Here is a 19,927-nt window from a genome sequence, read left to right on the forward strand (position 1 = left end):
GATGACCGCCGCAAACGCGCTGGCACGCCGCGCCCGGAGCATCGGGCGCGGCGTTGCCGTCACCGCCGCGGTTGGCGCCGCGGCCGGAACCGCGCTGACCGGCTACGGCCTCTGGGAGAAGAACCAGTTCGTCCTGCGCGAGGAAACCCTGCCGGTCCTGCCGCCCGGCTTCGGCCCGCTCCGGGTGCTGCACCTGTCCGACATCCACTTTGTGCCGGGCCAGCGCCGGAAGGCCCGGTGGCTTGCCTCGCTGGCGGAGCTGGAACCGGACCTGGTGGTGAACACCGGCGACAACCTCAGCCATGCCAAGGCGGTCGAGCCCCTGCTGCAGGCGCTGCGTCCCCTGCTGGAGTTCCCGGGCGTCTTTGTTCCCGGCTCCAACGACTACTTCGGACCCCGGATCAAGAACCCCGCCTCCTATTTCGTCGGACCCTCCTCGCGGCAGGAGGACCCGGAGAGGCTGGACTGGCCGCGGCTGCGTTCGGGCTTCGGCATCTCCGGCTGGGTGGACCTGACCAATCGTTGCCAGTCCCTCGTGATCAAGGGCCTGCGCTGTGACTTCTCCGGCGTCGACGATCCGCACCTTGGCCTCGAGCGGTACGCCGGCTGGCCCCGCGGCACGAAGGGCCAGGACAAGACCCCGCACCTGCGCGTCGCCGTCGCCCATGCCCCCTACCAGCGCGTGCTGGACCATTTCACCGAGGCGGGGGCCGAACTGCTGCTCGCCGGCCACACCCACGGCGGCCAGATCTGCCTCCCGGGCTACGGCGCCCTCGTCGCCAACTGCGACCTCCCCACCTGGCGCGCCAAGGGCCTGAACACCTGGGAGAGCAACGGAAGCACGACGCCGGTGAACGTCTCCGGCGGGATCGGCACCTCCCGCTTCGCCCCGGTCCGCATCGCGTGCAGGCCCGAGGCCGTGCTGCTCACGCTCACCTCCCGCGGCTGACCGCGGCTGAGCATGCCCCGCCGCGGAGCCCGGCGGTGGACATGCCCTCCCGTGTTTCCCGGCCCCCTCGGGACATGCCCTCCCCCGGGCGGGACCGCTGGACATAGTGGCAGCGTGCCCACTCCTTGCGGCCAGGACTGGGCATGTCCCCCGGGCCCACCCGGCCAGGACTGGGCATGTCCCCCGGCGACCCGGGAATCCCTTGCGGAACGGCCTCGGCGGGCGGGATGCTGGGGGCGTCCGATATCGTGTGAACCGGGTCACCCGTAACCTAGGGTAGTTGCTACAGGAAACTACATCCCCGGTGCGTTTTAAGAAGCAGGCATGGCCAAGCAGACTCCATTTTTCACGTCAATCAGCCGACTCTATCCGCACGTGCGGCCGATCCTCCCCCGGCTCGTCATGGGCCTGGCCTGCGCGCTGCTGGCGAGCGTGGTGGCGCTGGCCATCCCCCAGGTGCTGCGCGTCCTCATCAACGAGTCCCTGAAGCCCGGCGGAAGCAGCCGGCCGGTGTGGATCGCGTCGCTCGTGATCCTGGGCCTGGGAATCGCCGAGGCCGGCCTCGTGGCGCTGCGCCGACAGTTCGTCATCAACCCCGCCACGACCGTGGAGGCCCGGATGCGGGTGTCGCTGTATGGCCACCTCCAGGACCTGACGGTCTCCTTCCACGACCGCTGGGGCTCCGGGCAACTGCTCTCCCGGGCCATGACGGACCTGAACTTTCTCCGCCGCTGGATGGCGTTCGGCGCGATCATGCTCGTGGTCACCACCCTCACCGTCGTGATCGGCGTCGTCGTGATGTTCTCGATGAGCTGGCAGCTGGCCCTGATCTTTCTGGCCGCGGCCGTCCCCATCATGGTCTACGGCTTCCGCTTCCGGGCCCGCTTCAGCAAGGTGACGCGCCGCAGCCAGGACCTGACCGGGGACCTCGCCACCACGGTCGAGGAGTCGGTCCACGGCATCCGCGTGCTCAAGGCCTTCGGCCGCGGCCGGGAGGCGCTGGAGAACTTCAACGAACAGGCCGAGGAACTCCGGCGGACCGAGATCGCCAAGGCCAGGCACCTGGCCGTCTTCAGCCTGGTCGTGACGCTGCTGCCCGAGCTGGCCCTCGGCGCCGGGCTCGTCGTCGGCGTCGTGCTGGCCGCCCGCGGTGAGCTGAGCATCGGCGCCCTCGTGGCGTTCTTCGCCACCGCCGCAGTGATCGCCGCCCCGGTGGAATTCTCCGGCATGCTGCTGGCCATGGCCTTCACCGCCAAGGCCGCGCTGGACCGGCATTTCGAGGTGATGGACTCGGTCAACACGATCGCCAGCCCGGAGAGCCCGCGCCGGCCCGCGGTGCTCAAGGGCGCCCTGAGCTTCAACCACGCCGGCTTCGCCTTCGAGGACGCCCCGGACAAGCCGATCCTGAAGGACATCACCCTGGACATCCGGCCCGGCGAAACCATGGCCCTGGTCGGCATCACGGGAAGCGGCAAGAGCACCCTGCTCCAGCTGGTCCCGCGCCTCTATGACGTCACGCAGGGATCCATCAGCATCGACGGCGTGGACCTGCGGGATTTCAGCGTCGAGGACCTCCGCGGCGTCGTCGCCGTGGCCTTCGAGGACACCACGCTGTTCTCCAGTTCCGTGCGGGACAACGTCCTCCTCGGCGCCCCGGGCAGCGGCGCCGCGGGTAACGGTTCAGGGGGACGCAGCGCGGAGGCGCTGGAGGAGGTGCTGGCGGAGGCCCTCGACGTCGCCCAGGCGCACTTCGCGTATTCCCTGCCGGCCGGCGTGGACACCCTGATCGGCGAGGAGGGCCTGAGCCTCTCCGGCGGGCAGCGGCAGCGCATTGCGCTGGCCCGCGCCATCGCCGCCCAGCCCAGGGTGCTGGTCCTCGATGACCCGCTCTCGGCGCTGGACGTCCACACCGAGGAACGCGTCGAGGCCCGGCTCCGCGAGGTCCTCGCCGGGACCACCACCCTCATCGTGGCCCACCGACCGTCCACGGTGGCGCTGGCGGACCGGGTGGCGCTGCTGGAGGACGGCCGGATCGCCGCCGTCGGCACCCACGCCCGGCTCCTCGCGGAGAACAGCCACTACCGCCACATCATTGCGAGCCTGGACCGGGGACCGCGGGATCTGGATTCGGAACTGTCAGCCCTCGAGGCCGAGGAGATTTCCCAGTGAGCAGCACGACCTTCGGCACCGCCAACGAGGACAACGCGCACCTGAGCAGGAGCGAGAGCAAAACCGTCCGGCGCCGCTCCCTGGCCCTGCTGGGCTCCCTGATCCGCCCGGTCCGGCGGCGGTTCTGGCTGACCATCGCCGCCGTCGTGCTCTCCCAGGCCGCGCGCGTGGCAGGACCGGCGCTGATCGCGTTCGGGATCGACCGGGCACTGCCGGCGCTGCGCGCCGGCGACAGCCTCCCGCTGGTGCTGGCCGGCGTCGCCTACCTCGCGGCGGCCCTCACCACGGCGGCCCTGACCGCCCTGTACGTGACATCGACGGCGAAGCTCAGCCAGGCGATGCTGCTGGACCTCCGCGTCCGGGTCTTCCGGCAGACCCAGCGGCTGAGCCTGGAATTCCACGAGAAATACACCTCGGGGCGCATCATCGCCCGGCAGACCTCGGACCTGGAGGCCCTGCGCGAACTCCTGGACTCAGGGGTGAGCTCGCTGGCCTCCGGGATGCTGTTCATGGTGTTCACGGCCGCCACGGTACTCACGCTCGACTGGCGCAGCGGGCTCCTGGTGCTGGCCGCCGGCGTGCCGATGTACTTCCTGGCCCGCTGGTACCAGAGGCACTCACAGACCGCCTTCCGGGAATCCCGCGTCGTCTCGGCCCGGCTGATCGTGCACTTCGTGGAGACCATGACGGGCATCCGCGCGGTCAAAGCCTTCCGCAGGGAACGCGGGAATGCCGCCCGCTACGCCGAGCTCTCCGAGGACTACCGTGCGGCGGTGGTGCGCTCGATCAACCTCCACGGCGTCTTCCAGCCCGGCCTGGTGCTGATCGGCAATGTCTGCGTCGCCGTCGTCCTCCTGGTCGGCGGCTTCCGCGTGCTCGGCGGCGAACTGGCCGTGGGCGTGCTGCTGGCGCTGATCCTGTCCACCAAGCGTTTCTTCCAGCCGGTGGACCAGATGGCGATGTTCTACAACTCCTTCCAGAGCGCCCAGGCCGCCCTGGAGAAGGTGTCCGGCCTGCTGGAGGAGGTGCCCACCGTCCGGCCGCCCCAGCACCCGGTGCCCCTGCGCGAGGCGAAGGGCGCCATCGACTTCCGCGCGGTCGAGTTCCGCTACGGCGACGGCCCGCTCATCATCCCGCCGCTGGACCTGCACATCCCGGCCGGGCAGAGGGTGGCCCTGGTGGGACAGACCGGCGCCGGCAAATCCACGCTGGCCAAGCTGATCGCACGTTTCTACGACGTCTCCGGCGGTTCCCTGACGCTCGACGGCGTGGATCTGCGCCAGCTCACGACGGCGGACCTGCGGCGGAACGTCGTCATGGTCACCCAGGAGGCCTTCCTGTTCAGCGGCTCCGTGGCCGACAACATCGCGCTGGGACGCCCCCAGGCCTCCCGGGAGGACATCGAGGACGCGGCCAGGGCGGTGGGCGCCCACGGGTTCATCACGGAACTCCCGGAAGGCTACGACACCGACGTCAACAAGCGCGGCGGCCGCGTCTCCGCCGGCCAGCGGCAGCTCATCAGCTTCGCGCGGGCCTTCCTGGCGCGGCCCGCCGTGCTGATCCTGGACGAGGCGACGTCCTCGCTGGACCTCCCCTCGGAGCGGCTGGTCCAGAACGGGCTGGCCGGGCTGCTGGGAAGCGTCCGGGGCGGGATCCACGACGGCGCCGGGTCCGGTGCCAGCGGGAACGGCGTCAGCGGGAACGGACCCGGCGTCGGCCGCACCGCGCTGATCATTGCCCACCGGCTCTCCACGGTGGAGACGGCGGACCGGGTCCTGGTGGTCCACGACGGGCGCATCGTCGAGGACGGCACCCCGGAGCAGCTGATCGGCGGCGGCGGACGCTTCGCGCGGCTGCACGGAGCCTGGAAAGACTCGCTGGTCTGAGCCGGTGCGGCGCGGCCGGCAGGCGTGCGTGGGGACGGACCGGCATCCCGATTTCGCATCCGGGGCCTTCATCAGCTATCCTTGTGAAGTTGCTTTTGCAGCGGATCGGGATGTGGCGCAGCTTGGTAGCGCGCGTCGTTCGGGACGACGAGGTCGCAGGTTCAAATCCTGTCATCCCGACCAAAGTAAAGAGGGTCTTCCATTCGGAAGGCCCTCTTTTTTGTGTTCCGGCGGGCCGGAAGGCATCCGGCCCCGGCCGCCCGGCACCCCGACCGGCATCCGGCCCGGGCACAAAAAGCTCCGGGACATGGTTCGCGCATGTCCCGGAGCAGTGAAGCGGAGGCTTCTGGAGGCTACATCGGATCGGGCCAGTTCCCGACCGCGGTGATGCTCGGGGTGACAAAGTTGGACTGGGCGGACAGGACGGCCGGGGCCGCGACGGAGAAAGCCAGTGCGGCCGCCAGGGCGGCGCCAGCTGCGATCTTCTTCAACATGAAGTTCCTCAATACGAGTCGGGGTCCTTACCAAGTCAGTACTACCCTTGTTGACATACATTGTAAAATGGGTTCCACAGAGGCTGTCAAGCATTTTGTACATGGAATGTCCGGAATCAGGAGGTATCCGTGGGGAACGGATTTGGGGAGAAGCTCCGCGCGGAACGGCTCGAACGGGGCCTGACGCAGGCGGAACTGGGCCGGGACCTGTACTCGCCCAGCTACATCTCGCTGCTCGAAACCGGACGCCGCGAACCCACCGCGGACGTCATCGAAGAGCTTGCCCGGCGCCTGGAACTGGCGCCCAAAGCGCTGGAGGCCTGGAGCCAGCCGATCTCCGTCAGCGACGCCGAATACGTGCTCGCCGGACTCTACGCACGCCAGGCCTGGGACCTGCGGGACTACCCGCTCGCGGCCAACCACGCCGCCACCGCCGCGCGGATCGCCCTGGAGGCGAAGAACACCAGCGCCTGGTGGAACATGAGCTACATGCAGGCCGAATGCCTGATCAAGCAGGGCAACTGGCAGGAGTGCAAGGACATCGTCCAGCACCTGCTCGAACACCCCATGGCCGCCGAATCCGCCGGCCTGGGCGTGCGGGCACGCCAGATGCTCGCGGCCGCGTCGCAGGGCCAGGGCCAGCTGACCGCCGCCGTCGAACATGCCGAAGAAGCGGTGAAGCTCTGCGCCAAGCTGCCCAAGGGCACCACCATGATCATCGGAGCGCTGCGGGCACTGATCGGCGCGCTGGCCGAAAGCGGCCGGCTGGACGAGGCCTGGGAGTACTGCCAGGCCATGAACGGGCAGATGGATGACCACTCCATGTCCCAGCTCGCCGGCGAAGTCGCCTGGGTCATCGGCAACGTCGCGTTCATGCGCCACGACTACCCTGAGGGGATCAAGCACCACGAGCGTGCCGCCAGGCTGCTGTCCCCCGCCAATGACATCGACCTCTGGGCGCGGTTCAACAAGGCCTCGGCCGCCGTCCGGCTGTCCTCGGGGATCGTGGAACCCGAGACGCTGTCCTCGATCGAACGCGCCGAACTGGCCCTCTCGATCGTGGGCGGGAACAGGACCGACGAGCTCGAGGTGGCGTTCATCAGGGCCCGGTGGCTGTACCTCACCGGGGACATCGTCGCGGCCGTGGAGAAACTGCGGGAGATCCACGCCGAGAAGGAGTCCTTGGCCCGGCACACCGCCGGCGAGGTCTCCCTGCTGCTCGGGAAGGCGCTCAAGGCCGCCGGGGAAGCCAGCGAGGCCCTCGTGTACCTCGAGGAGGCCCAGAAGGAATTCAGCGCGGCAGGAGCCTCGGACCGGGTCCAGCAGGCCATGGACGCCGTGCTGGAGATCCGGCTGGCCCAGCGCCGGGCCGAGGCTGCAGGGTCTGCCGGCTGAGGCCGCCGGCGCGGCGGACCCAGCCGCGGCGGGGAACTAGGCGAACGTCCGGCCGGTGAGCTTTTCGTAGGCCTCCACGTAGCGGCCGCGGGTGCGGTCCACGACGCCTGCCGGAAGCGCCGGGGGCGGCACGTCGGAGGACCTGTCCCAGCCGGACTCGGCCGAGGTCAGCCAGTCCCGGACATACTGCTTGTCGTAGGAGGGCTGGGCCTGACCGGGCCGGTACGTCATGGCGTCCCAGAACCGGGAGGAGTCCGGTGTGAGGACCTCGTCGCCCAGCGTGATGATGCCGGTGGCGGCGTCGACACCGAACTCCACCTTGGTGTCGGCCAGGATGATGCCGCGGCCGCGGGCGATCTCTTCGGCCTTGGTGTAGATCTCCAGGGTGAGCTCACGCAGCCTGGCGGCCATGTCCGCGCCCACCAGGTCCACGACGGCGCCGTAGGTGATGTTCTCGTCGTGCTCGCCCACCTCGGCCTTTGCCGACGGCGTGAAGATCGCCTCGGCCAGGCGCGAGCCGTCCACGAGCCCCTCCGGAAGCGGGATGGTGCACACGGTCCGGGACTGCCGGTATTCGGCCAGCCCGGAGCCGGTGAGGTAGCCGCGGGCGATGCATTCCACCGGGAACATGTCCAGCTTTTTGCAGATCATCGCGCGGCCCGCCACGGCGGCGGGAACACCGCCGTCGACGGTGGACGCCAGCACGTGGTGCTCGACCCCGAGCTGCTCGAACCACCACAGGCTCAGCTGGGTCAGAATCCGCCCCTTGTCGGGGATCTCGCTGGCCAGCACGTGGTCGAAGGCGCTGATCCGGTCGCTGGCCACGACCAGGACGCACTCCCGCCCGAAGCGCCCGGTGATGGACGCGTCGACGGGGACATAGAGGTCCCGGACCTTGCCGGAGTAGATGTGCTGCCAGCCCGGCAGGTCCAGCGTGTCGGTGTCCAGGCCGGCGGACTCGTGTGATCCGGACATGGTCAGGCCTTCGCTTTCGAGGCGGCAGGGGCGCCCGGCGTCGTGACATGGATTTCGCCGCGGGCGGCCTTGCCGCCGATGTCGGTGCGGAACTGGCCGCCGTCGAGCTGGACCAGCTCGACGCCGTCGTACGCCCGTTCGCGGGCCTCGACGAGGTCGGTGCCCAGCGCCACCACGGCGAGCACGCGGCCGCCGGCGGACACCACCTTGCCCTCGGCGTCCAGCGTCGTCCCCGCGTGGATCACGTGGACGCCTTCCAGCGCCTCCGTCTTCTTCAGGCCGCGGATGCGGTCCCCGGTCCGCGGGGTGCCGGGATAGTTTTCGGCGGCAACGACGACGGCGACCGCGGTCTCCCTGGCCCAGCGCAACGGCTGGACCTTGTCCAGTCCGCCCCTGGCCGCTGCCATCAGCAGGCCGCCGAGGGGGGTCTTGAGCCGGGCGAGGACGGCCTGGGTTTCCGGGTCTCCGAAGCGGACGTTGAATTCGATGACGCGGGTGCCGCGGGATGTCAGGGCCAGGCCGACGAACAGCACGCCGACGAACGGCGTGCCGCGGTGGGCCATCTGGTTGACCGTGGGCTGCGCGACCCTGTCGATGACTTCCTGGACGAGGCCTTCGGGCGCCCATTCCAGCGGGGTGTAGGCGCCCATGCCGCCGGTGTTGGGTCCTTCGTCGTTGTCGAAGATGCGCTTGAAGTCCTGGGCCGGGGAAAGCGCCACGGTGTTGCGGCCGTCGCAGAGGACGAACACGGAGACCTCGGGGCCGTCCAGGAATTCCTCGATCACCACGGAGCCGCCGGCGTCGAAGCAGCCCTGCGCGTGGGCCAGGGCCTCGTCGCGGTTGTTGGTGACCACGACGCCCTTGCCGGCCGCGAGGCCGTCGTCCTTCACCACGTAGGGGGCGCCGAAGGTGTCGAGGGCGTCGGCGGCTTCCTCGGCGTTGCCGGCCACCCGGGCCATCGCGGTGGGCACGCCGGCCTCGGCCATGACCTCCTTGGCGAAGGCCTTGGAAGCCTCGAGTTGGGCCGCCGCCTTGCTGGGCCCGAACACCGCGATGCCGGCGGCGCGGACGGCGTCGGACACGCCCGCGGCGAGGGGCGCCTCGGGACCGACCACCACCAGGTCCACCGAGAGCCTGGTGGCCAGGGCGGCGACGGCGACGGGGTCGTTCGCGTCGATGGCGTGGGTGGGGACCAGCTTGCTGATGCCGGCATTGCCCGGGGCCGCATGGACCTCGGAAACGTTCGGGTCTGCGAGCAAGGATCGGACAATGGCGTGTTCGCGGCCGCCGGGGCCGATGACAAGTACCTTCACAGTCTCCAAGGGTACTTTGTGCACCCCGCAGGCTCCTAAGCTGTGTCAGCCCCGCCAGTGGACATGCCCAGCCCTGCCCGCGGCCACTGGGCATAATGCCATCATGCCCATCCCTGGGCGCAGGCGGAGGGCATGTCCCGCCCGGGCCCGCCTGCCCCTCCAGGGGACATGCCCAGCCCTGCCCGCGGCCACTGGGCATAATGCCATCATGCCCATCCCTGGGCGCAGGGGGAGGGCATGTCCCGTGGGGAGGAGGGGCCATCCCCGGGCCGTCCGGCTACGAAGACCGGGTATGGACAAGCCCAGCATGAAGCAGCCCACGCAACAGCCCGCGAGCCGCCCCACCGCCCTGGCCGCGCTGGCCGGCGTGGCCGCTGCTGCCGTCGTACTGTCCGTGGCGGAACTGATCGGCGCCTTCTTCACGGCGCGGGCGACGCCGGTGATCGCCCTCGGTTCGACCTTCATCGATTTCACGCCGCCGTGGATGAAGGACTTCGCGATCGCCACCTTCGGCACCAATGACAAGGCGGCGCTCTTCGTCGGCATGGGGGTGACCATCCTGGTCCTCGCCTGCGTGCTGGGCGTGGTGGCCTACCGGAAGTGGTCGCTGGGCGTGGCCGGGGTGCTGCTGATGGGCGCCGTGATCGTCGCCAGCGTCGTGACGCGGGCCGGCGTGAAACCGCCGGACGCGATTCCGTCGCTGGCCGGCACCGTGGCGGGGCTCGTGGTGCTGCGGCTCCTGGTCCGGCGGCTGTGGCGGATGCGGCAATGGCCGGAGATGGCCGCGGACGCCCCCTCCAGGGACAGCGAGCGCCCCGAACGCCCTGCCGCCAGCCGCCGTGACTTCTTCACCGCCACCGGCATCACCCTCGCCGCCTCGGCCCTAGCAGCCGGCGGCGGACGCCTGCTCAGCGCGGCCCGCAGCAACGTGGCCCAGGCCCGCGAGTCCCTGCGGCTGCCCGCCCCGGCAACGGCCGCGCCGGCCGTACCCGCCGGCGTCCAGTCCAAGGCCCCCGGAGTCACCCCCTGGCTGACGCCGAACAAGGACTTCTACCGGATCGACACCGCCCTGAGCGTGCCGGAGATCAACGCCCGGGACTGGGAACTGCGCGTCCACGGCCTGGTGGAGCAGGAGGTCCGGCTCACCTTCCAGGACCTGCTCGACGCCAAGCTGATCGAATCCCACGTCAGCCTGACCTGCGTCTCCAACCCGGTCGGCGGATACCTTGCCGGCAACGCCAAGTGGCTGGGCATGCCCATCCGTGAAGTACTCAAGATGGCCCGCCCCAAGGACGGCGCGGACATGGTGCTCTCCACCTCCATCGACGGTTTCAGCGCCTCCACCCCGCTGGAGGTCCTGCAGGACGGCCGGGACGCCATGCTCGCCATCGGCATGAACGGCGAACCCCTCCCGCTCGAACACGGCTACCCGGTCCGCATGGTGGTGCCGGGGCTGTACGGCTTCGTGTCCGCCACCAAATGGGTGGTGGACCTGGAGGTCACCCGTTTTGCCGACAACAAGGCCTACTGGACCCAGCGCGGCTGGTCCGAACGTGGCCCCATCAAGACGATGGCCCGGGTCGAGGTCCCCCGGTCCTTCGCCAGGGTGCCCGCCGGACGGGTGGCCATCGGCGGCACGGCCTGGGCCCAGACCCGCGGCATCACCAAGGTCGAGGTGCAGATCGACAACGGCCCCTGGACCGAGGCGGTGCTCTCCGCGGAAGCGTCCGTCATCACCTGGCGCCAGTGGTCCTTCGACTGGGACGCCACCCCGGGGCCGCACTACATCAAGGCCCGGGCCACCGACGGGACCGGGGAGCTGCAGACGGACAAGCGTGCCGATCCGGTCCCCGACGGCGCCTCCGGCTGGCAGTCGGTCATGGTCACGGTTGAATAGCGGGTCCGTGGATTACCCGCAGTATCGCCTGCTGGCACCATACACTGGCAGCATGCCCCTGAATTTGCATGCCACCTTCACCGTCGACGCCGCCGTCGAACTGGCAGTCATCGAACGCAGCGGCTTCGTCGAATCCCGCCACATCGGCTCGGCCGTCCTGATGGCAGCGGACGGAACCGTGGTCACCGAGCTGGGCGATATCACTACCCCCATCTTCGCCCGGTCCGCCCTCAAGCCGCTGCAGGCCCTCGCCGTGATGCAGGCAGGCGTCCCGCTGCGCGGCGCCCAGGCTGCGATTGCCTGCGGCAGCCACGTCGCCTCCCTCGACCACATGGACGTCGTGGCGGGCATGCTCAAGGCAGCCGGGGTGACGGAAGAGCAGCTGCAGTGCCCGGCCGACTGGCCCCAGGACGAGAACGCCCGGAACTGGCTGGTCCGCTCCGAACGGGGCAAGTCCAAACTCGCCTTCAACTGTTCAGGCAAGCACGCCGCGTTCCTCTGGGCCTGCACCGAGAACGGCTGGGACACGCGTAGCTACCTGGAACCCAACCATCCCCTGCAGCAGCGCATCCGGTCCGTGATCGAGGAATACTGCGGCGAGCGCATCGCCCACCTCGGCATCGACGGCTGCGGGGCCCCCGTCGCCGCCGTCTCCCTGACCGGCCTGGCACGTGCCTACTCGAAGCTGGCCAAGGCCCCCGGGGACAAGAACTCCAACGCCCGCGCCGCCACCATCACCACGTCCATGCTGGACTATCCGTGGGCGGTGCAGGGCCGCGGCGAAAGCAACACGATCGTCATGGACGAACTGGGCATCCTGGCCAAGATCGGCGCCGAAGGCATCCTGGTCATGGCCACCCCGAGGGGCGTGTCCGTCGCCATCAAGGTCCTGGACGGCAACGTCCGGGCCACGACGCTGGTCGGGCTGACCATGCTCGCGGCCGCCGGCGCCATCGAGGTCCCCGAGGTTTCGAGTGTGCTGGAGAAGGTCGTCGATCCCGTGCTCGGCGGCGGCCGGCACGTGGGCAAGATCAGGCTCGGCCGCGCCGTTTCGGCGCTGCTGGACTAGGCCATGGCCGTAGCCCGACGCCGGATCGCGCCCGAGGAGGGCCGTGCGGCGCTCGCCGCGTGGCTGGACGCCACCCCGCCGGAAACCCCATCGGACGCGGCACCGGGCTCTGGCGGTGCTGCCGCCGCCGTGTCCCGCAGCACCCTCGCGACGGCGGTACGGTACACCCTGGAGGAAGTCACCGCGCGGGCGCCCGGAAACTCGGTGGAGGTGCGCGTCCCGCCGTTCGGCGTGACACAGTGCGTGGCAGGGCCGCGGCATACCCGCGGCACTCCCCCGAACGTCATCGAGTGCGACGCCGCCACCTGGCTGGCGATGGTCAGCGGACGGCTGGGCTGGGCGGACGCCGTCGACGCCGGCCGGGTGGCCGCCTCGGGCCTGCGGGCGGACCTGTCCGGACTGCTGCCGCTCTAGCCAGGCGGACTGGCCAGCAGGTTGGCCCGGTTACCCCCGCCCGATGAACGGCATCCCGGCCGCCGTGACCACCAGGGAACCCACACTGGCCGAGGGCGGCATCCCGGCCATCAGGAGTACCGCCCGGGCGGCGTCGTCCACCGGGAACACCGGCTCCACCTTGGTGCTGCCGTCGGCCTGGACCGCCCCGGAACCGACGCCGAGCGTGTCCATGAGCTCCGTGGCCGTGTTGCCGATGTCGATCTGCCCGCACGTGATGCCGAAGCCGCGCCCGTCCAGCTCGATGCTCTTGGTCAGCCCGGTCATGGCGTGCTTGGTGACGGTGTAGGCCACCGTCCGGGGCCGGGGCGAATGCGCGGCGATGGAACCGTTGTTAATGATCCGGCCGCCCCGCGGCGACTGGGCCTTCATGGCGCGGACCGCGGCCGCGGCGCACAGCATGGAGCCGGTCAGGTTCACGGCCACCGTCGCGTCCCAGTCCGCCAGGCTGATCTCGTCCACGGAGCCGGCGGGGCCGAACACGCCGGCGTTGTTGAACAGCACATCCACCCTGCCCCAGCGCCCGGTGGCGGCGGCGAAGAGCCGCTCGACGTCGTCGGGCACCGTGACATCGCACGGAACGGCGAGCGCCTGCGCATGGCCGGCAGCGGTCTCCAGCAGCTGTGCCTCCCGCCGGCCGGCCAGCACCACCCGGTAGCCCTCGGCCATCATGAGCCGGGCTACTGCCCGGCCGATCCCGGATCCCGCGCCGGTGACGACGGCGACCCGGCCGGGCTGGTGATGAGGTGTCATGCGGTGCTCCTGACGGTGGCGTGGAATTGGATTCCGGCCCAGCGTATGCCAGATGGTGCTTCTCAGCCGTGCGGGCGGGCGGCGAGCCTTCCCATCGCGCTGCCCTTGAGCTGGTCCAGCAGTGCTCGCGGGGATTCGTAGACCTCGACGGCGCCGCGGAGTTCAGCTTCGCTGGTGCCCCCGCAGCTCAGCCCGATGGCGGGGGATGGCGAGCTTCCCGTCGACGTCGAAGAGGAGGGCGGCTTTCCGCGGGCCGGCCGGCGACACATGTGAAGACTCAGCGGTGGGCATGTGCTGTCTTTCCCGCTCCGCCGGCCGCTCAGACCTTAATGACGGACAGCACGTTTCCGGCCGGGTCCTTGAACCAGGCAATCTCGGGACCCTCACCCTCCGCGATCCCCTTGCTGTCGGTGGGCAGCTGCGGATCGTCGTAGATCTTGGTCTGGACACCGCGGCGGTTGAGCTCGTCGACGGCCTGTTCGACGTCGTCGACCACCAGGTTCAGGACGGTGAACGAGGCCGGCTCGTGGTTGTCTTTCGGATAAATCATCACCCTGGAACCGGAGGCCAGCCGGAGCGAGAGCGTCCCCATGCCGCCCTCCTCCACCGCCATCCCGAGCGTCTCCCCGTAAAACTGCCTGGCCTTGGCCAGGTCATCAACGCTGAAGCTGGAAAATGCGTCCTTGGCCGTGAACATGGCTGTCTCCTTGAGCTGGACTCTGTGCTGACAGGGCAAACGGTGCCACATGACGGCGGTCCTGGCTACGGGTTCCGGGAAGCCCGGAAGTCATGCCCCCCGCGCCACACCGGCGCGTTTCCGGGCTCCGCCGCCGGTCAGCGGGGTGTCGCTGCGGTGCACGGCGTCCTCGTGCAGCTCCAGGGCACTCATCACCAGGGCGAAGTGGCTGAACGCCTGCGGCGTATTGCCCAGCTGCCGCCCGGCCACCACGCCCCACTCCTCGCTGAGGAGCCCGACGTCGTTGCGCAGCGCCAGCAGCCGCTCGAACAGTTCGGTGGCCTCGTGGTGCCGGCCGGCCCCCACGAGGGCTTCCACCAGCCAGAAGGAGCAGGCCAGGAACACGCCCTCCTCGCCGGGCAGGCCGTCGTCGCTTTCGGCGGGCTTATACCGGCGGAGGAAGCCGTCATGCGTCAGCTCGCGCTGGATGGCGTCGATGGTTCCGATCACCCGCGGGTCGTCCGGCGGCAGGAATCCGACCCGCGGAATCAGCAGCAGGCTCGCATCCAGCTCGGGCCGGCCGTAGGACTGCACGAAGGTGTTGCGTCCGGCGTCGAAACCCTTTGCCATGACCTCCGCGTGGATGGTGTCCCGGAGATCCTCCCAGCGGTCCGCCGGCCCCGGCAGGCCAAAGTCCCGCACCCCCTTGACCATGCGGTCCGCCGCCACCCACGCCATCACCTTCGAATGGGTGAAATGCCGCTGTGGCCCGCGCATCTCCCAGAGCCCGTTGTCCGGGCGGTCCCAGGCGGACTCCAGATGCTCCATCAGGGCCACCTGGACGTCCCAGGTTTCATCCGTGTGCCTCAGGAGCGCATTCCGGGTCAGGGACAGGCAGTCCAGCACCTCCCCCCAGACATCCAGTTGCAGCTGTCCGGCCGCGCCGTTCCCGGTGCGCACCGGTGCGGACTTCTCATAGCCCTGCAGCCAGGGCAGCTCCAGCTCCGGCAGCCGGCGTTCGCCGTGGAGCCCGTACATGATCTGCAGGTCGGCCGGGTCCCCGGCGACGGCACGCAGCAGCCAGTCCCGCCACGCGCCTGCCTCCTCCGTGTAGCCCGCGGCCAGCATCGCCTGCAGGGTCAGGGTCGCGTCGCGGAGCCAGCAGAAGCGGTAGTCCCAGTTGCGGGTGCCGCCGATCTCCTCCGGCAGGGAGGTGGTCACCGCGGCCACGATGCCTCCGGTGGGGTCGTAGGTCAGGGCCTTCAGCGTGATGAGGGACCGCTGGACCGCTTCACGGTACGGGCCCGTGATCTTGCATTTGGCGGTCCACGTCCGCCAGTACGTCTCGGTGGACGCCAGGACCGCTTCCGGGTCCACGGCGCGCGGGCGGTAAAGATGGCTGGGAGTCCAGGTCAGCACGAAGGGCACCCGCTCCCCCGCGGTGACAGTGAAATCGCTGATCGTCTGCATGCGCTCCCCGCGCAGGGGCGCCTTCGTCACCAGGTACGCCGCGTCCGGCCCGGCGATCGCGTGGAGGCCGTGCGCGTCATGGCGGACCCAGGGGACGATGTCGCCGTAGTCGAACCGCAAGGCCAGCTCGCCGCGCATCCTGACCGTGCCGCGCACCCCCACCACGATCCGCACAATGTCCGCCACATTGTCCCGGGGCGGCATGAAGTCGATGATCCTGACCTTGCCCTCCGGCGTCTCCCATTCGGATTCCAGGATGAGCGTGCCCCGGCGGTAGCGCCGCCGCGTGCATTCGCCGCCGCCCGCCGGCGCCAGCAGCCAGCGGCCGGCCTTCGGCGTGTCCAGCAGGGCGGCGAAGCAGGCGGGCGAGTCGAAGCGCGGCAGGCAGAGCCAGTCGATGGAGCCTTCGGTGCTGATGAGGGCCGCCGTGTGCAGATCGCCGACCATTGCATAATCCTCGATGCGTGCCATGACACTTACAGTGCCACACGCCGCCACCCCGTACGAGGGCTTGATGCGCACGTCCTGCGGCCCTCCTGTCGCCGGGGGACTAGGATTCCATCCATGTGGACCTTGGGACCCTCGTCCGGGCACGCCATGGCCGCCGGCTTCGGCGCGTAGGCCGGCACGCATGCGCATCGGCACTCATCACATCGGAACGAGCGGCTGGAGCTACGACCACTGGGACAACGTGTTCTACCCGCCGGGGCTGCCGGCGCGCCGCCGGCTGGAACACTATGCTGCCCACTTCGGCACGGTGGAGCTCAACGCCAGCTTCTACCGCTGGCCGCGCGAGACGGGCTTCGTGGGCTGGCGCCGCCGCCTGCCGGAGGGGTTCCTGCTCTCCGTCAAGGCCCCGCGGGGCCTGACCCACGCCAAGAAGCTCTATGCCCCGGAGGTCTGGGTGGAGCGGATTGCCCGGTGCTGGCATGAACTCGGCAACAGGCGCGGCGTGCTGCGGGTGCAGCTGCCGCCGGATTTCGGCCGCGACGATGCGCGGCTGGACTACTTCCTGGCCTCGCTCCCGGAATGGATCAGCACCTGCGTCGAGTTCCGCCATCCCAGCTGGGACCACCCCGAGGTCTACGCGCTGCTGGAGCGGCACGGTGCCGCGTACTGCGTCATGAGCGGCGCCGGACTCCCCTGCATCCTGCGGGCCACGGCCCCGTTCGTCTATATCAGGCTGCACGGACCGGACCACGAGCACCTCTACGGCGGCTCCTATTCGGATGACGAACTGGGCTGGTGGGCGGACCGGATCCGCGAATGGGAGGCGGCCGGCAAGGAGGTCTTCGCGTATTTCAACAACGACGGCGGCGGCAACGCCGTGCGGAACGCCGCCACGCTGCGCCGGCTGTTGGGAGACGCCTGAGCACGGCCGGCCATCAGGACTCGCTGGCGGGTGCCGCAAGCCCGCCAGAGCGGTCCGGAGTTATTCCGAGGGCCGGGTTACTCCGGTGTTGGCGCTGTCATCACCATCGCTGTCCGGGCCTTCGGCGGGGTCCTGGGAATGGGCGCGGATCTCCGTAAATTCCAGCGAGGAGTCCCCTTCCGCCGGGGCCTCACTGTGGACGCGGTTATCGTCTGCTGACGCTGGGCGGTTCATTGGTCAACCTTTCTGTTTGTCCAGGAGCAGGTAGGCGCCTGCCCCCATGAGCAGGAATCCGCCAACACCGAGGGCGATGATTTGGCTGCTGATTCCTGCCACGAGCAAAGCAACCCCGATCAGGCACGCCATTGCCCCGAAGGAGGTGCTGGTCCTGAAGCTGTGCCCCACGGAGCCGGATAGGAGGTCGTGGGCAAGGCGCGGATCCTCCGCGGTCAAGTCCGACTCCAGCTCTTCAAGCCGTTTCCGCTCTTCTTCGGACAGTGGCATCGCGAATCCCCTTTGGAATATTTGCGCACCGTTCGCGATGCGCTCGACGCCGGCGCCAAGGCAGGTTTCCGTACCAGGCCTGCCGGAGGCTCCGGCGTTGCGGGTTGTTCTAATTCTAAATCTCATACTGGTGAGTTGCTCGATGGCGAGGGCGGAATCGGTGGAGCGCATGCAGGATGCGAGGGGGCCTCATGTCTGCGCACCGGACGCCGGGAGTTTGACCTGTTGAACTTTTAGCACGTTTGAGTACACCCTAGAGCGATTAAGTGCGAGATAAGTGGTGTCTTGATGCTATGCGTTTGAAAGAACTGGGCCATTTCGCAGGGCATCCACCCGCAGACCGCCTACAAATGGTTCAGGGACGGGACGCTGCCCGTTCCGGCGCAACGCGTCGGGCCCAGGCTCATCATCGTCCACCCCGAAAGCTCGACTTCCGCAGCGACGGGCGGCCTTGGCCAGTACGCCCGGGTGTCCTCCCCTGACCTGAAGCAGGACCTTGAGCGGCAAACGGCCCGGCTGCAGGCCTGGGCAGGTACGACCGGGCTGCCTGTCTTCGGTGCGGAATCCGAAGTCGCGTCAGGAATGAACGGTGTGCGATCCAAGATCCGCCGCCTGCTGGCGGACCGGGCACCCGGATGCGGCGTCGCCGACGCCGCCGGCCCCGCCCGGATTTCGGCGGGCTGGCACCGCCGGGGCTCCACCGGCGACGGCTGGTTCCTGTTCCCCACCGGTGGGGTCATCGCCCGGGTGTGAGCACGCGGGGATGCCGCGTGCTTTGGCGGCGCCCGGGAGGTTTTCCACATAGGCCAGACGGGCTCTGGTCCATGCGTACCCTGGCTTGCAGGGTCGGATCATGATGATTCAGGCTGGTGTCGACGTCGGAATTCCTGGCCGCCGCAAGGATGCCGGCGCGTGACAGGACTGCGCAGCGCCTCGGGGCTGCGGGTCATTGCCCCTGCGTTCGTTGCCGCTGCGCCCGCGGGGGTGCGGATCCGCACCCGCCTTCACCCCACGCCCGGGGAGGAAGCCGCGCTGTTCGCGGTCGGCACGCACCTGGGCGGGCTGTACCGGAAAGACCTGGCCGCCCGGGTCCGGACGGGGCAGGTCCCCGCCGCCGCCCGCGGCCGGACGGAGCGCAAGCGCGGCCTGACCGCTCTGTCCTCCTCGCGGTGGGCCGGGAGCATCACCCGCGCCACGGAGGACCAGTACCAGTCCGGCGTGCGTGCCCTCGCCGCGGAGGTCAGCACGCTGCGCGCCGCCTGCGCCGCCATCCAGAAGCGCTCCGCCGTCCCGTGCGGCGCCGTCATCGCCCGCGTCCGGGGGTACAAGACCGCGGCCGAGCGGCACCGGAAGACCCGGCGCCTCGCCGTCCTGCAGGACCGGCTCACGGACGCGGAGGCACGGCTCGCTGCCGGGAAGCCCGGCATCGCCGCCGGCGGGGGCCGGCTGTGGCGGGCCCGGAACAATCTCGAGGCGGCAGGGCTGACGGCCGCCGGGTGGGAGGCCCGATGGGCTGCCTCCCGGCTGTTCCTGACCGCCGACGGTGAATCGGGGAAGCGGTGCGGCAACGAAACCATCCGCATCGACCCCGACGGGCGGTTGTCCCTGAAAGTCCCCGCAGCCCTCACGGCCGCCTTCGGCACACAGCTGCGCCTGACGGCGCCGGTCCTGTTCCATCACCGCGCCGGCGAATGGCACGACCGTGCCGCGTCCAACATGAACATCCGCTACGACATCAGCCACAACCCCGGGACCGGGCGCTGGTACGTGGACGCGTCCTGGGGATACCGGGACCTGCCGGTCCCGTCCCCGGACATCCTGCACGGCTCGTCCGTCCTGGGTGTTGACCTGAACGCGGACCATCTGGCCGGCTGTGTCATCGACCCCTCCGGGAACCCCGTCGGGGCGCCCCTGAGCATCCCGCTGGACCTCAAAGACATCCCGGCAACCACCCGGGACGGCAGGCTCCGTGCAGCGGTCACCGCGCTGCTGGACGCCGCCCGGGACGCAGGCTGCCACGCCGTCGCCATCGAAAACCTGAACTTCCAGGACGCCCGCTCCACCGGCCGCGAAACCATGGGCCGCGGCACCCGCGGCAAAACGTTCCGCCGCACCGTCGCGGGCATTCCCACCGCCGGATTCCGGGACCGGCTCGTGTCCATGGCCGCCAACCGGGGCCTCCACATCATCGTCGTTGACCCGGCCTACACCTCAAAGTGGGGCGCCCGGCACTGGCGCAAACCATCCCAACAAACGACCGACAGCACCGTCACCCGCCATCACGGCGCGGCCGTCGCTATCGGACGACGTGCCGGCGGTTTCCGTATCAGGCGACGGGAGGACGGACCCCGCACCCGACAGAGGACGAGTGCGGGCCAGCCCAGTCCCAGGCCCGGTGCGGCACCGCCCGGCATGGCACCCTTCACAGGCCTGGCCCGCCCGACGGTCACGAACCGTCCCGGCCCGCCAGGAACCAGAAGGTGTGCGGCTCCCAGGACCGTTCGGGGAGCAAGTACGGGACTGATCCGTACTGAATAGGAACGGTGAAGCGG

Annotated in this window: 19 protein-coding genes and 1 tRNA gene; 11 read left to right on the plus strand and 9 right to left on the minus strand. The window is 69.8% G+C overall.

Annotated elements, in window-relative coordinates:
- Nucleotide 1 precedes the first annotated feature (1 nt).
- The 4 genes from J9611_RS08710 to J9611_RS08725 all read left to right on the plus strand — a co-directional run bounded on the left by J9611_RS08710 (nucleotide 2) and on the right by J9611_RS08725 (nucleotide 5,187).
- On the plus strand, nucleotides 2-949 hold the full coding sequence (locus J9611_RS08710; protein ID WP_211879385.1) for a metallophosphoesterase: 948 nt from the start codon (nucleotides 2-4) through the stop codon (nucleotides 947-949).
- Nucleotides 950-1,273: 324 nt separating this feature from the next.
- Nucleotides 1,274-3,118 (plus strand): ABC transporter ATP-binding protein, encoded by a 1,845-nt coding sequence (locus J9611_RS08715; RefSeq protein WP_211879387.1) that lies wholly within the window; start codon nucleotides 1,274-1,276, stop codon nucleotides 3,116-3,118.
- On the plus strand, nucleotides 3,115-5,004 hold the full coding sequence (locus J9611_RS08720) for an ABC transporter ATP-binding protein (RefSeq protein ID WP_211879389.1): 1,890 nt from the start codon (nucleotides 3,115-3,117) through the stop codon (nucleotides 5,002-5,004). Before J9611_RS08715 ends, J9611_RS08720 begins: the two co-directional genes overlap by 4 nt.
- 106 nt (nucleotides 5,005-5,110) lie before the next feature.
- Nucleotides 5,111-5,187: transfer RNA gene (locus tag J9611_RS08725), tRNA-Pro, on the plus strand.
- Nucleotides 5,188-5,357: 170 nt separating this feature from the next.
- On the opposite strand, the gene J9611_RS08730 is transcribed toward J9611_RS08725, so the two are convergent.
- Nucleotides 5,358-5,498: a hypothetical protein gene (locus tag J9611_RS08730; RefSeq protein ID WP_211879414.1), complete on the minus strand. Its 141-nt coding sequence runs from the start codon at nucleotides 5,496-5,498 to the stop codon at nucleotides 5,358-5,360.
- 129 nt (nucleotides 5,499-5,627) lie between these two features.
- Between J9611_RS08730 and J9611_RS08735 the strand changes: the two genes are divergently transcribed.
- Complete coding sequence (locus J9611_RS08735; protein WP_211879390.1) at nucleotides 5,628-6,893, plus strand: helix-turn-helix domain-containing protein; 1,266 nt, start codon at nucleotides 5,628-5,630, stop codon at nucleotides 6,891-6,893.
- 36 nt (nucleotides 6,894-6,929) lie between these two features.
- Here J9611_RS08735 and J9611_RS08740 read toward each other — a convergent pair whose 3' ends face one another.
- Nucleotides 6,930-7,868, minus strand: coding sequence for a phosphoribosylaminoimidazolesuccinocarboxamide synthase (locus J9611_RS08740; RefSeq protein ID WP_211879391.1), 939 nt, complete (start codon nucleotides 7,866-7,868; stop codon nucleotides 6,930-6,932).
- 2 nt (nucleotides 7,869-7,870) lie between these two features.
- Nucleotides 7,871-9,181 carry a phosphoribosylamine--glycine ligase gene (gene purD, locus J9611_RS08745; RefSeq protein ID WP_211879412.1) on the minus strand — a complete coding sequence of 437 codons (1,311 nt, stop codon included), beginning with the start codon at nucleotides 9,179-9,181 and terminating at the stop codon, nucleotides 7,871-7,873.
- Nucleotides 9,182-9,488: 307 nt separating this feature from the next.
- Between purD and J9611_RS08750 the strand changes: the two genes are divergently transcribed.
- The 3 genes from J9611_RS08750 to J9611_RS08760 are packed head-to-tail and all read left to right on the plus strand — an operon-like array spanning nucleotide 9,489 to nucleotide 12,561.
- Nucleotides 9,489-11,078 (plus strand): molybdopterin-dependent oxidoreductase, encoded by a 1,590-nt coding sequence (locus J9611_RS08750; RefSeq protein ID WP_246527567.1) that lies wholly within the window; start codon nucleotides 9,489-9,491, stop codon nucleotides 11,076-11,078.
- 52 nt (nucleotides 11,079-11,130) lie between these two features.
- A complete protein-coding gene (locus J9611_RS08755) occupies nucleotides 11,131-12,147 on the plus strand; it encodes an asparaginase (protein ID WP_211879393.1) in 1,017 nt (338 codons plus the stop codon).
- Between the two features lie 3 nt (nucleotides 12,148-12,150).
- Nucleotides 12,151-12,561, plus strand: coding sequence for a sterol carrier family protein (locus J9611_RS08760; RefSeq protein WP_211879394.1), 411 nt, complete (start codon nucleotides 12,151-12,153; stop codon nucleotides 12,559-12,561).
- 30 nt (nucleotides 12,562-12,591) lie between these two features.
- Here J9611_RS08760 and J9611_RS08765 read toward each other — a convergent pair whose 3' ends face one another.
- From J9611_RS08765 to J9611_RS08780, 4 genes are all read right to left on the minus strand, one after another.
- On the minus strand, nucleotides 12,592-13,353 hold the full coding sequence (locus J9611_RS08765) for an SDR family oxidoreductase (RefSeq protein ID WP_211879395.1): 762 nt from the start codon (nucleotides 13,351-13,353) through the stop codon (nucleotides 12,592-12,594).
- A gap of 62 nt (nucleotides 13,354-13,415) precedes the next feature.
- On the minus strand, nucleotides 13,416-13,622 hold the full coding sequence (locus tag J9611_RS08770; RefSeq protein ID WP_211879396.1) for a hypothetical protein: 207 nt from the start codon (nucleotides 13,620-13,622) through the stop codon (nucleotides 13,416-13,418).
- Between the two features lie 50 nt (nucleotides 13,623-13,672).
- Nucleotides 13,673-14,050 (minus strand): VOC family protein, encoded by a 378-nt coding sequence (locus J9611_RS08775; RefSeq protein WP_211879398.1) that lies wholly within the window; start codon nucleotides 14,048-14,050, stop codon nucleotides 13,673-13,675.
- Between the two features lie 90 nt (nucleotides 14,051-14,140).
- The gene (locus J9611_RS08780) at nucleotides 14,141-15,970 is read right to left on the minus strand and encodes a glycoside hydrolase family 15 protein (protein ID WP_211879399.1); all 1,830 of its coding nucleotides are present in this window, start codon (nucleotides 15,968-15,970) and stop codon (nucleotides 14,141-14,143) included.
- A 160-nt stretch (nucleotides 15,971-16,130) separates the two neighbouring features.
- Here J9611_RS08780 and J9611_RS08785 point away from each other — a divergent pair, with 160 nt between their 5' ends.
- Nucleotides 16,131-16,871, plus strand: coding sequence for a DUF72 domain-containing protein (locus tag J9611_RS08785; RefSeq protein WP_246527568.1), 741 nt, complete (start codon nucleotides 16,131-16,133; stop codon nucleotides 16,869-16,871).
- Nucleotides 16,872-16,931: 60 nt separating this feature from the next.
- Here J9611_RS08785 and J9611_RS08790 read toward each other — a convergent pair whose 3' ends face one another.
- Both J9611_RS08790 and J9611_RS08795 read right to left on the minus strand, forming a co-directional pair.
- Nucleotides 16,932-17,105: a hypothetical protein gene (locus J9611_RS08790; RefSeq protein WP_211879400.1), complete on the minus strand. Its 174-nt coding sequence runs from the start codon at nucleotides 17,103-17,105 to the stop codon at nucleotides 16,932-16,934.
- A gap of 3 nt (nucleotides 17,106-17,108) precedes the next feature.
- Nucleotides 17,109-17,375: a DUF3040 domain-containing protein gene (locus J9611_RS08795; protein WP_211879402.1), complete on the minus strand. Its 267-nt coding sequence runs from the start codon at nucleotides 17,373-17,375 to the stop codon at nucleotides 17,109-17,111.
- Nucleotides 17,376-17,843: 468 nt separating this feature from the next.
- Between J9611_RS08795 and J9611_RS22310 the strand changes: the two genes are divergently transcribed.
- The gene (locus tag J9611_RS22310; protein ID WP_211879403.1) at nucleotides 17,844-18,128 is read left to right on the plus strand and encodes a recombinase family protein; all 285 of its coding nucleotides are present in this window, start codon (nucleotides 17,844-17,846) and stop codon (nucleotides 18,126-18,128) included.
- A 159-nt stretch (nucleotides 18,129-18,287) separates the two neighbouring features.
- On the plus strand, nucleotides 18,288-19,913 hold the full coding sequence (locus J9611_RS08805) for a hypothetical protein (protein WP_211879404.1): 1,626 nt from the start codon (nucleotides 18,288-18,290) through the stop codon (nucleotides 19,911-19,913).
- Nucleotides 19,914-19,927: the final 14 nt, after the last annotated feature.

Origin of the sequence: Pseudarthrobacter albicanus, assembly GCF_018224015.1 — a bacterium.
GTDB classification, from domain to species: Bacteria; Actinomycetota; Actinomycetes; order Actinomycetales; family Micrococcaceae; genus Arthrobacter; species Arthrobacter albicanus.

Coding starts and splice junctions, on each gene's coding strand:
- J9611_RS08710 (WP_211879385.1), top strand. CDS start 2: ATGACCGCCGCAAACGCGCTGGCACGCCGCGCCCGGAGCATCGGGCGC.
- J9611_RS08715 (WP_211879387.1), top strand. CDS start 1,274: ATGGCCAAGCAGACTCCATTTTTCACGTCAATCAGCCGACTCTATCCG.
- J9611_RS08730 (WP_211879414.1), bottom strand. CDS start 5,498: ATGTTGAAGAAGATCGCAGCTGGCGCCGCCCTGGCGGCCGCACTGGCT.
- J9611_RS08740 (WP_211879391.1), bottom strand. CDS start 7,868: ATGTCCGGATCACACGAGTCCGCCGGCCTGGACACCGACACGCTGGAC.
- J9611_RS08750 (WP_246527567.1), top strand. CDS start 9,489: ATGAAGCAGCCCACGCAACAGCCCGCGAGCCGCCCCACCGCCCTGGCC.
- J9611_RS08755 (WP_211879393.1), top strand. CDS start 11,131: ATGCCCCTGAATTTGCATGCCACCTTCACCGTCGACGCCGCCGTCGAA.
- J9611_RS08760 (WP_211879394.1), top strand. CDS start 12,151: ATGGCCGTAGCCCGACGCCGGATCGCGCCCGAGGAGGGCCGTGCGGCG.
- J9611_RS08765 (WP_211879395.1), bottom strand. CDS start 13,353: ATGACACCTCATCACCAGCCCGGCCGGGTCGCCGTCGTCACCGGCGCG.
- J9611_RS08770 (WP_211879396.1), bottom strand. CDS start 13,622: ATGTGTCGCCGGCCGGCCCGCGGAAAGCCGCCCTCCTCTTCGACGTCG.
- J9611_RS08775 (WP_211879398.1), bottom strand. CDS start 14,050: ATGTTCACGGCCAAGGACGCATTTTCCAGCTTCAGCGTTGATGACCTG.
- J9611_RS08780 (WP_211879399.1), bottom strand. CDS start 15,970: ATGGCACGCATCGAGGATTATGCAATGGTCGGCGATCTGCACACGGCG.
- J9611_RS08785 (WP_246527568.1), top strand. CDS start 16,131: ATGCGCATCGGCACTCATCACATCGGAACGAGCGGCTGGAGCTACGAC.
- J9611_RS08790 (WP_211879400.1), bottom strand. CDS start 17,105: ATGAACCGCCCAGCGTCAGCAGACGATAACCGCGTCCACAGTGAGGCC.
- J9611_RS08795 (WP_211879402.1), bottom strand. CDS start 17,375: ATGCCACTGTCCGAAGAAGAGCGGAAACGGCTTGAAGAGCTGGAGTCG.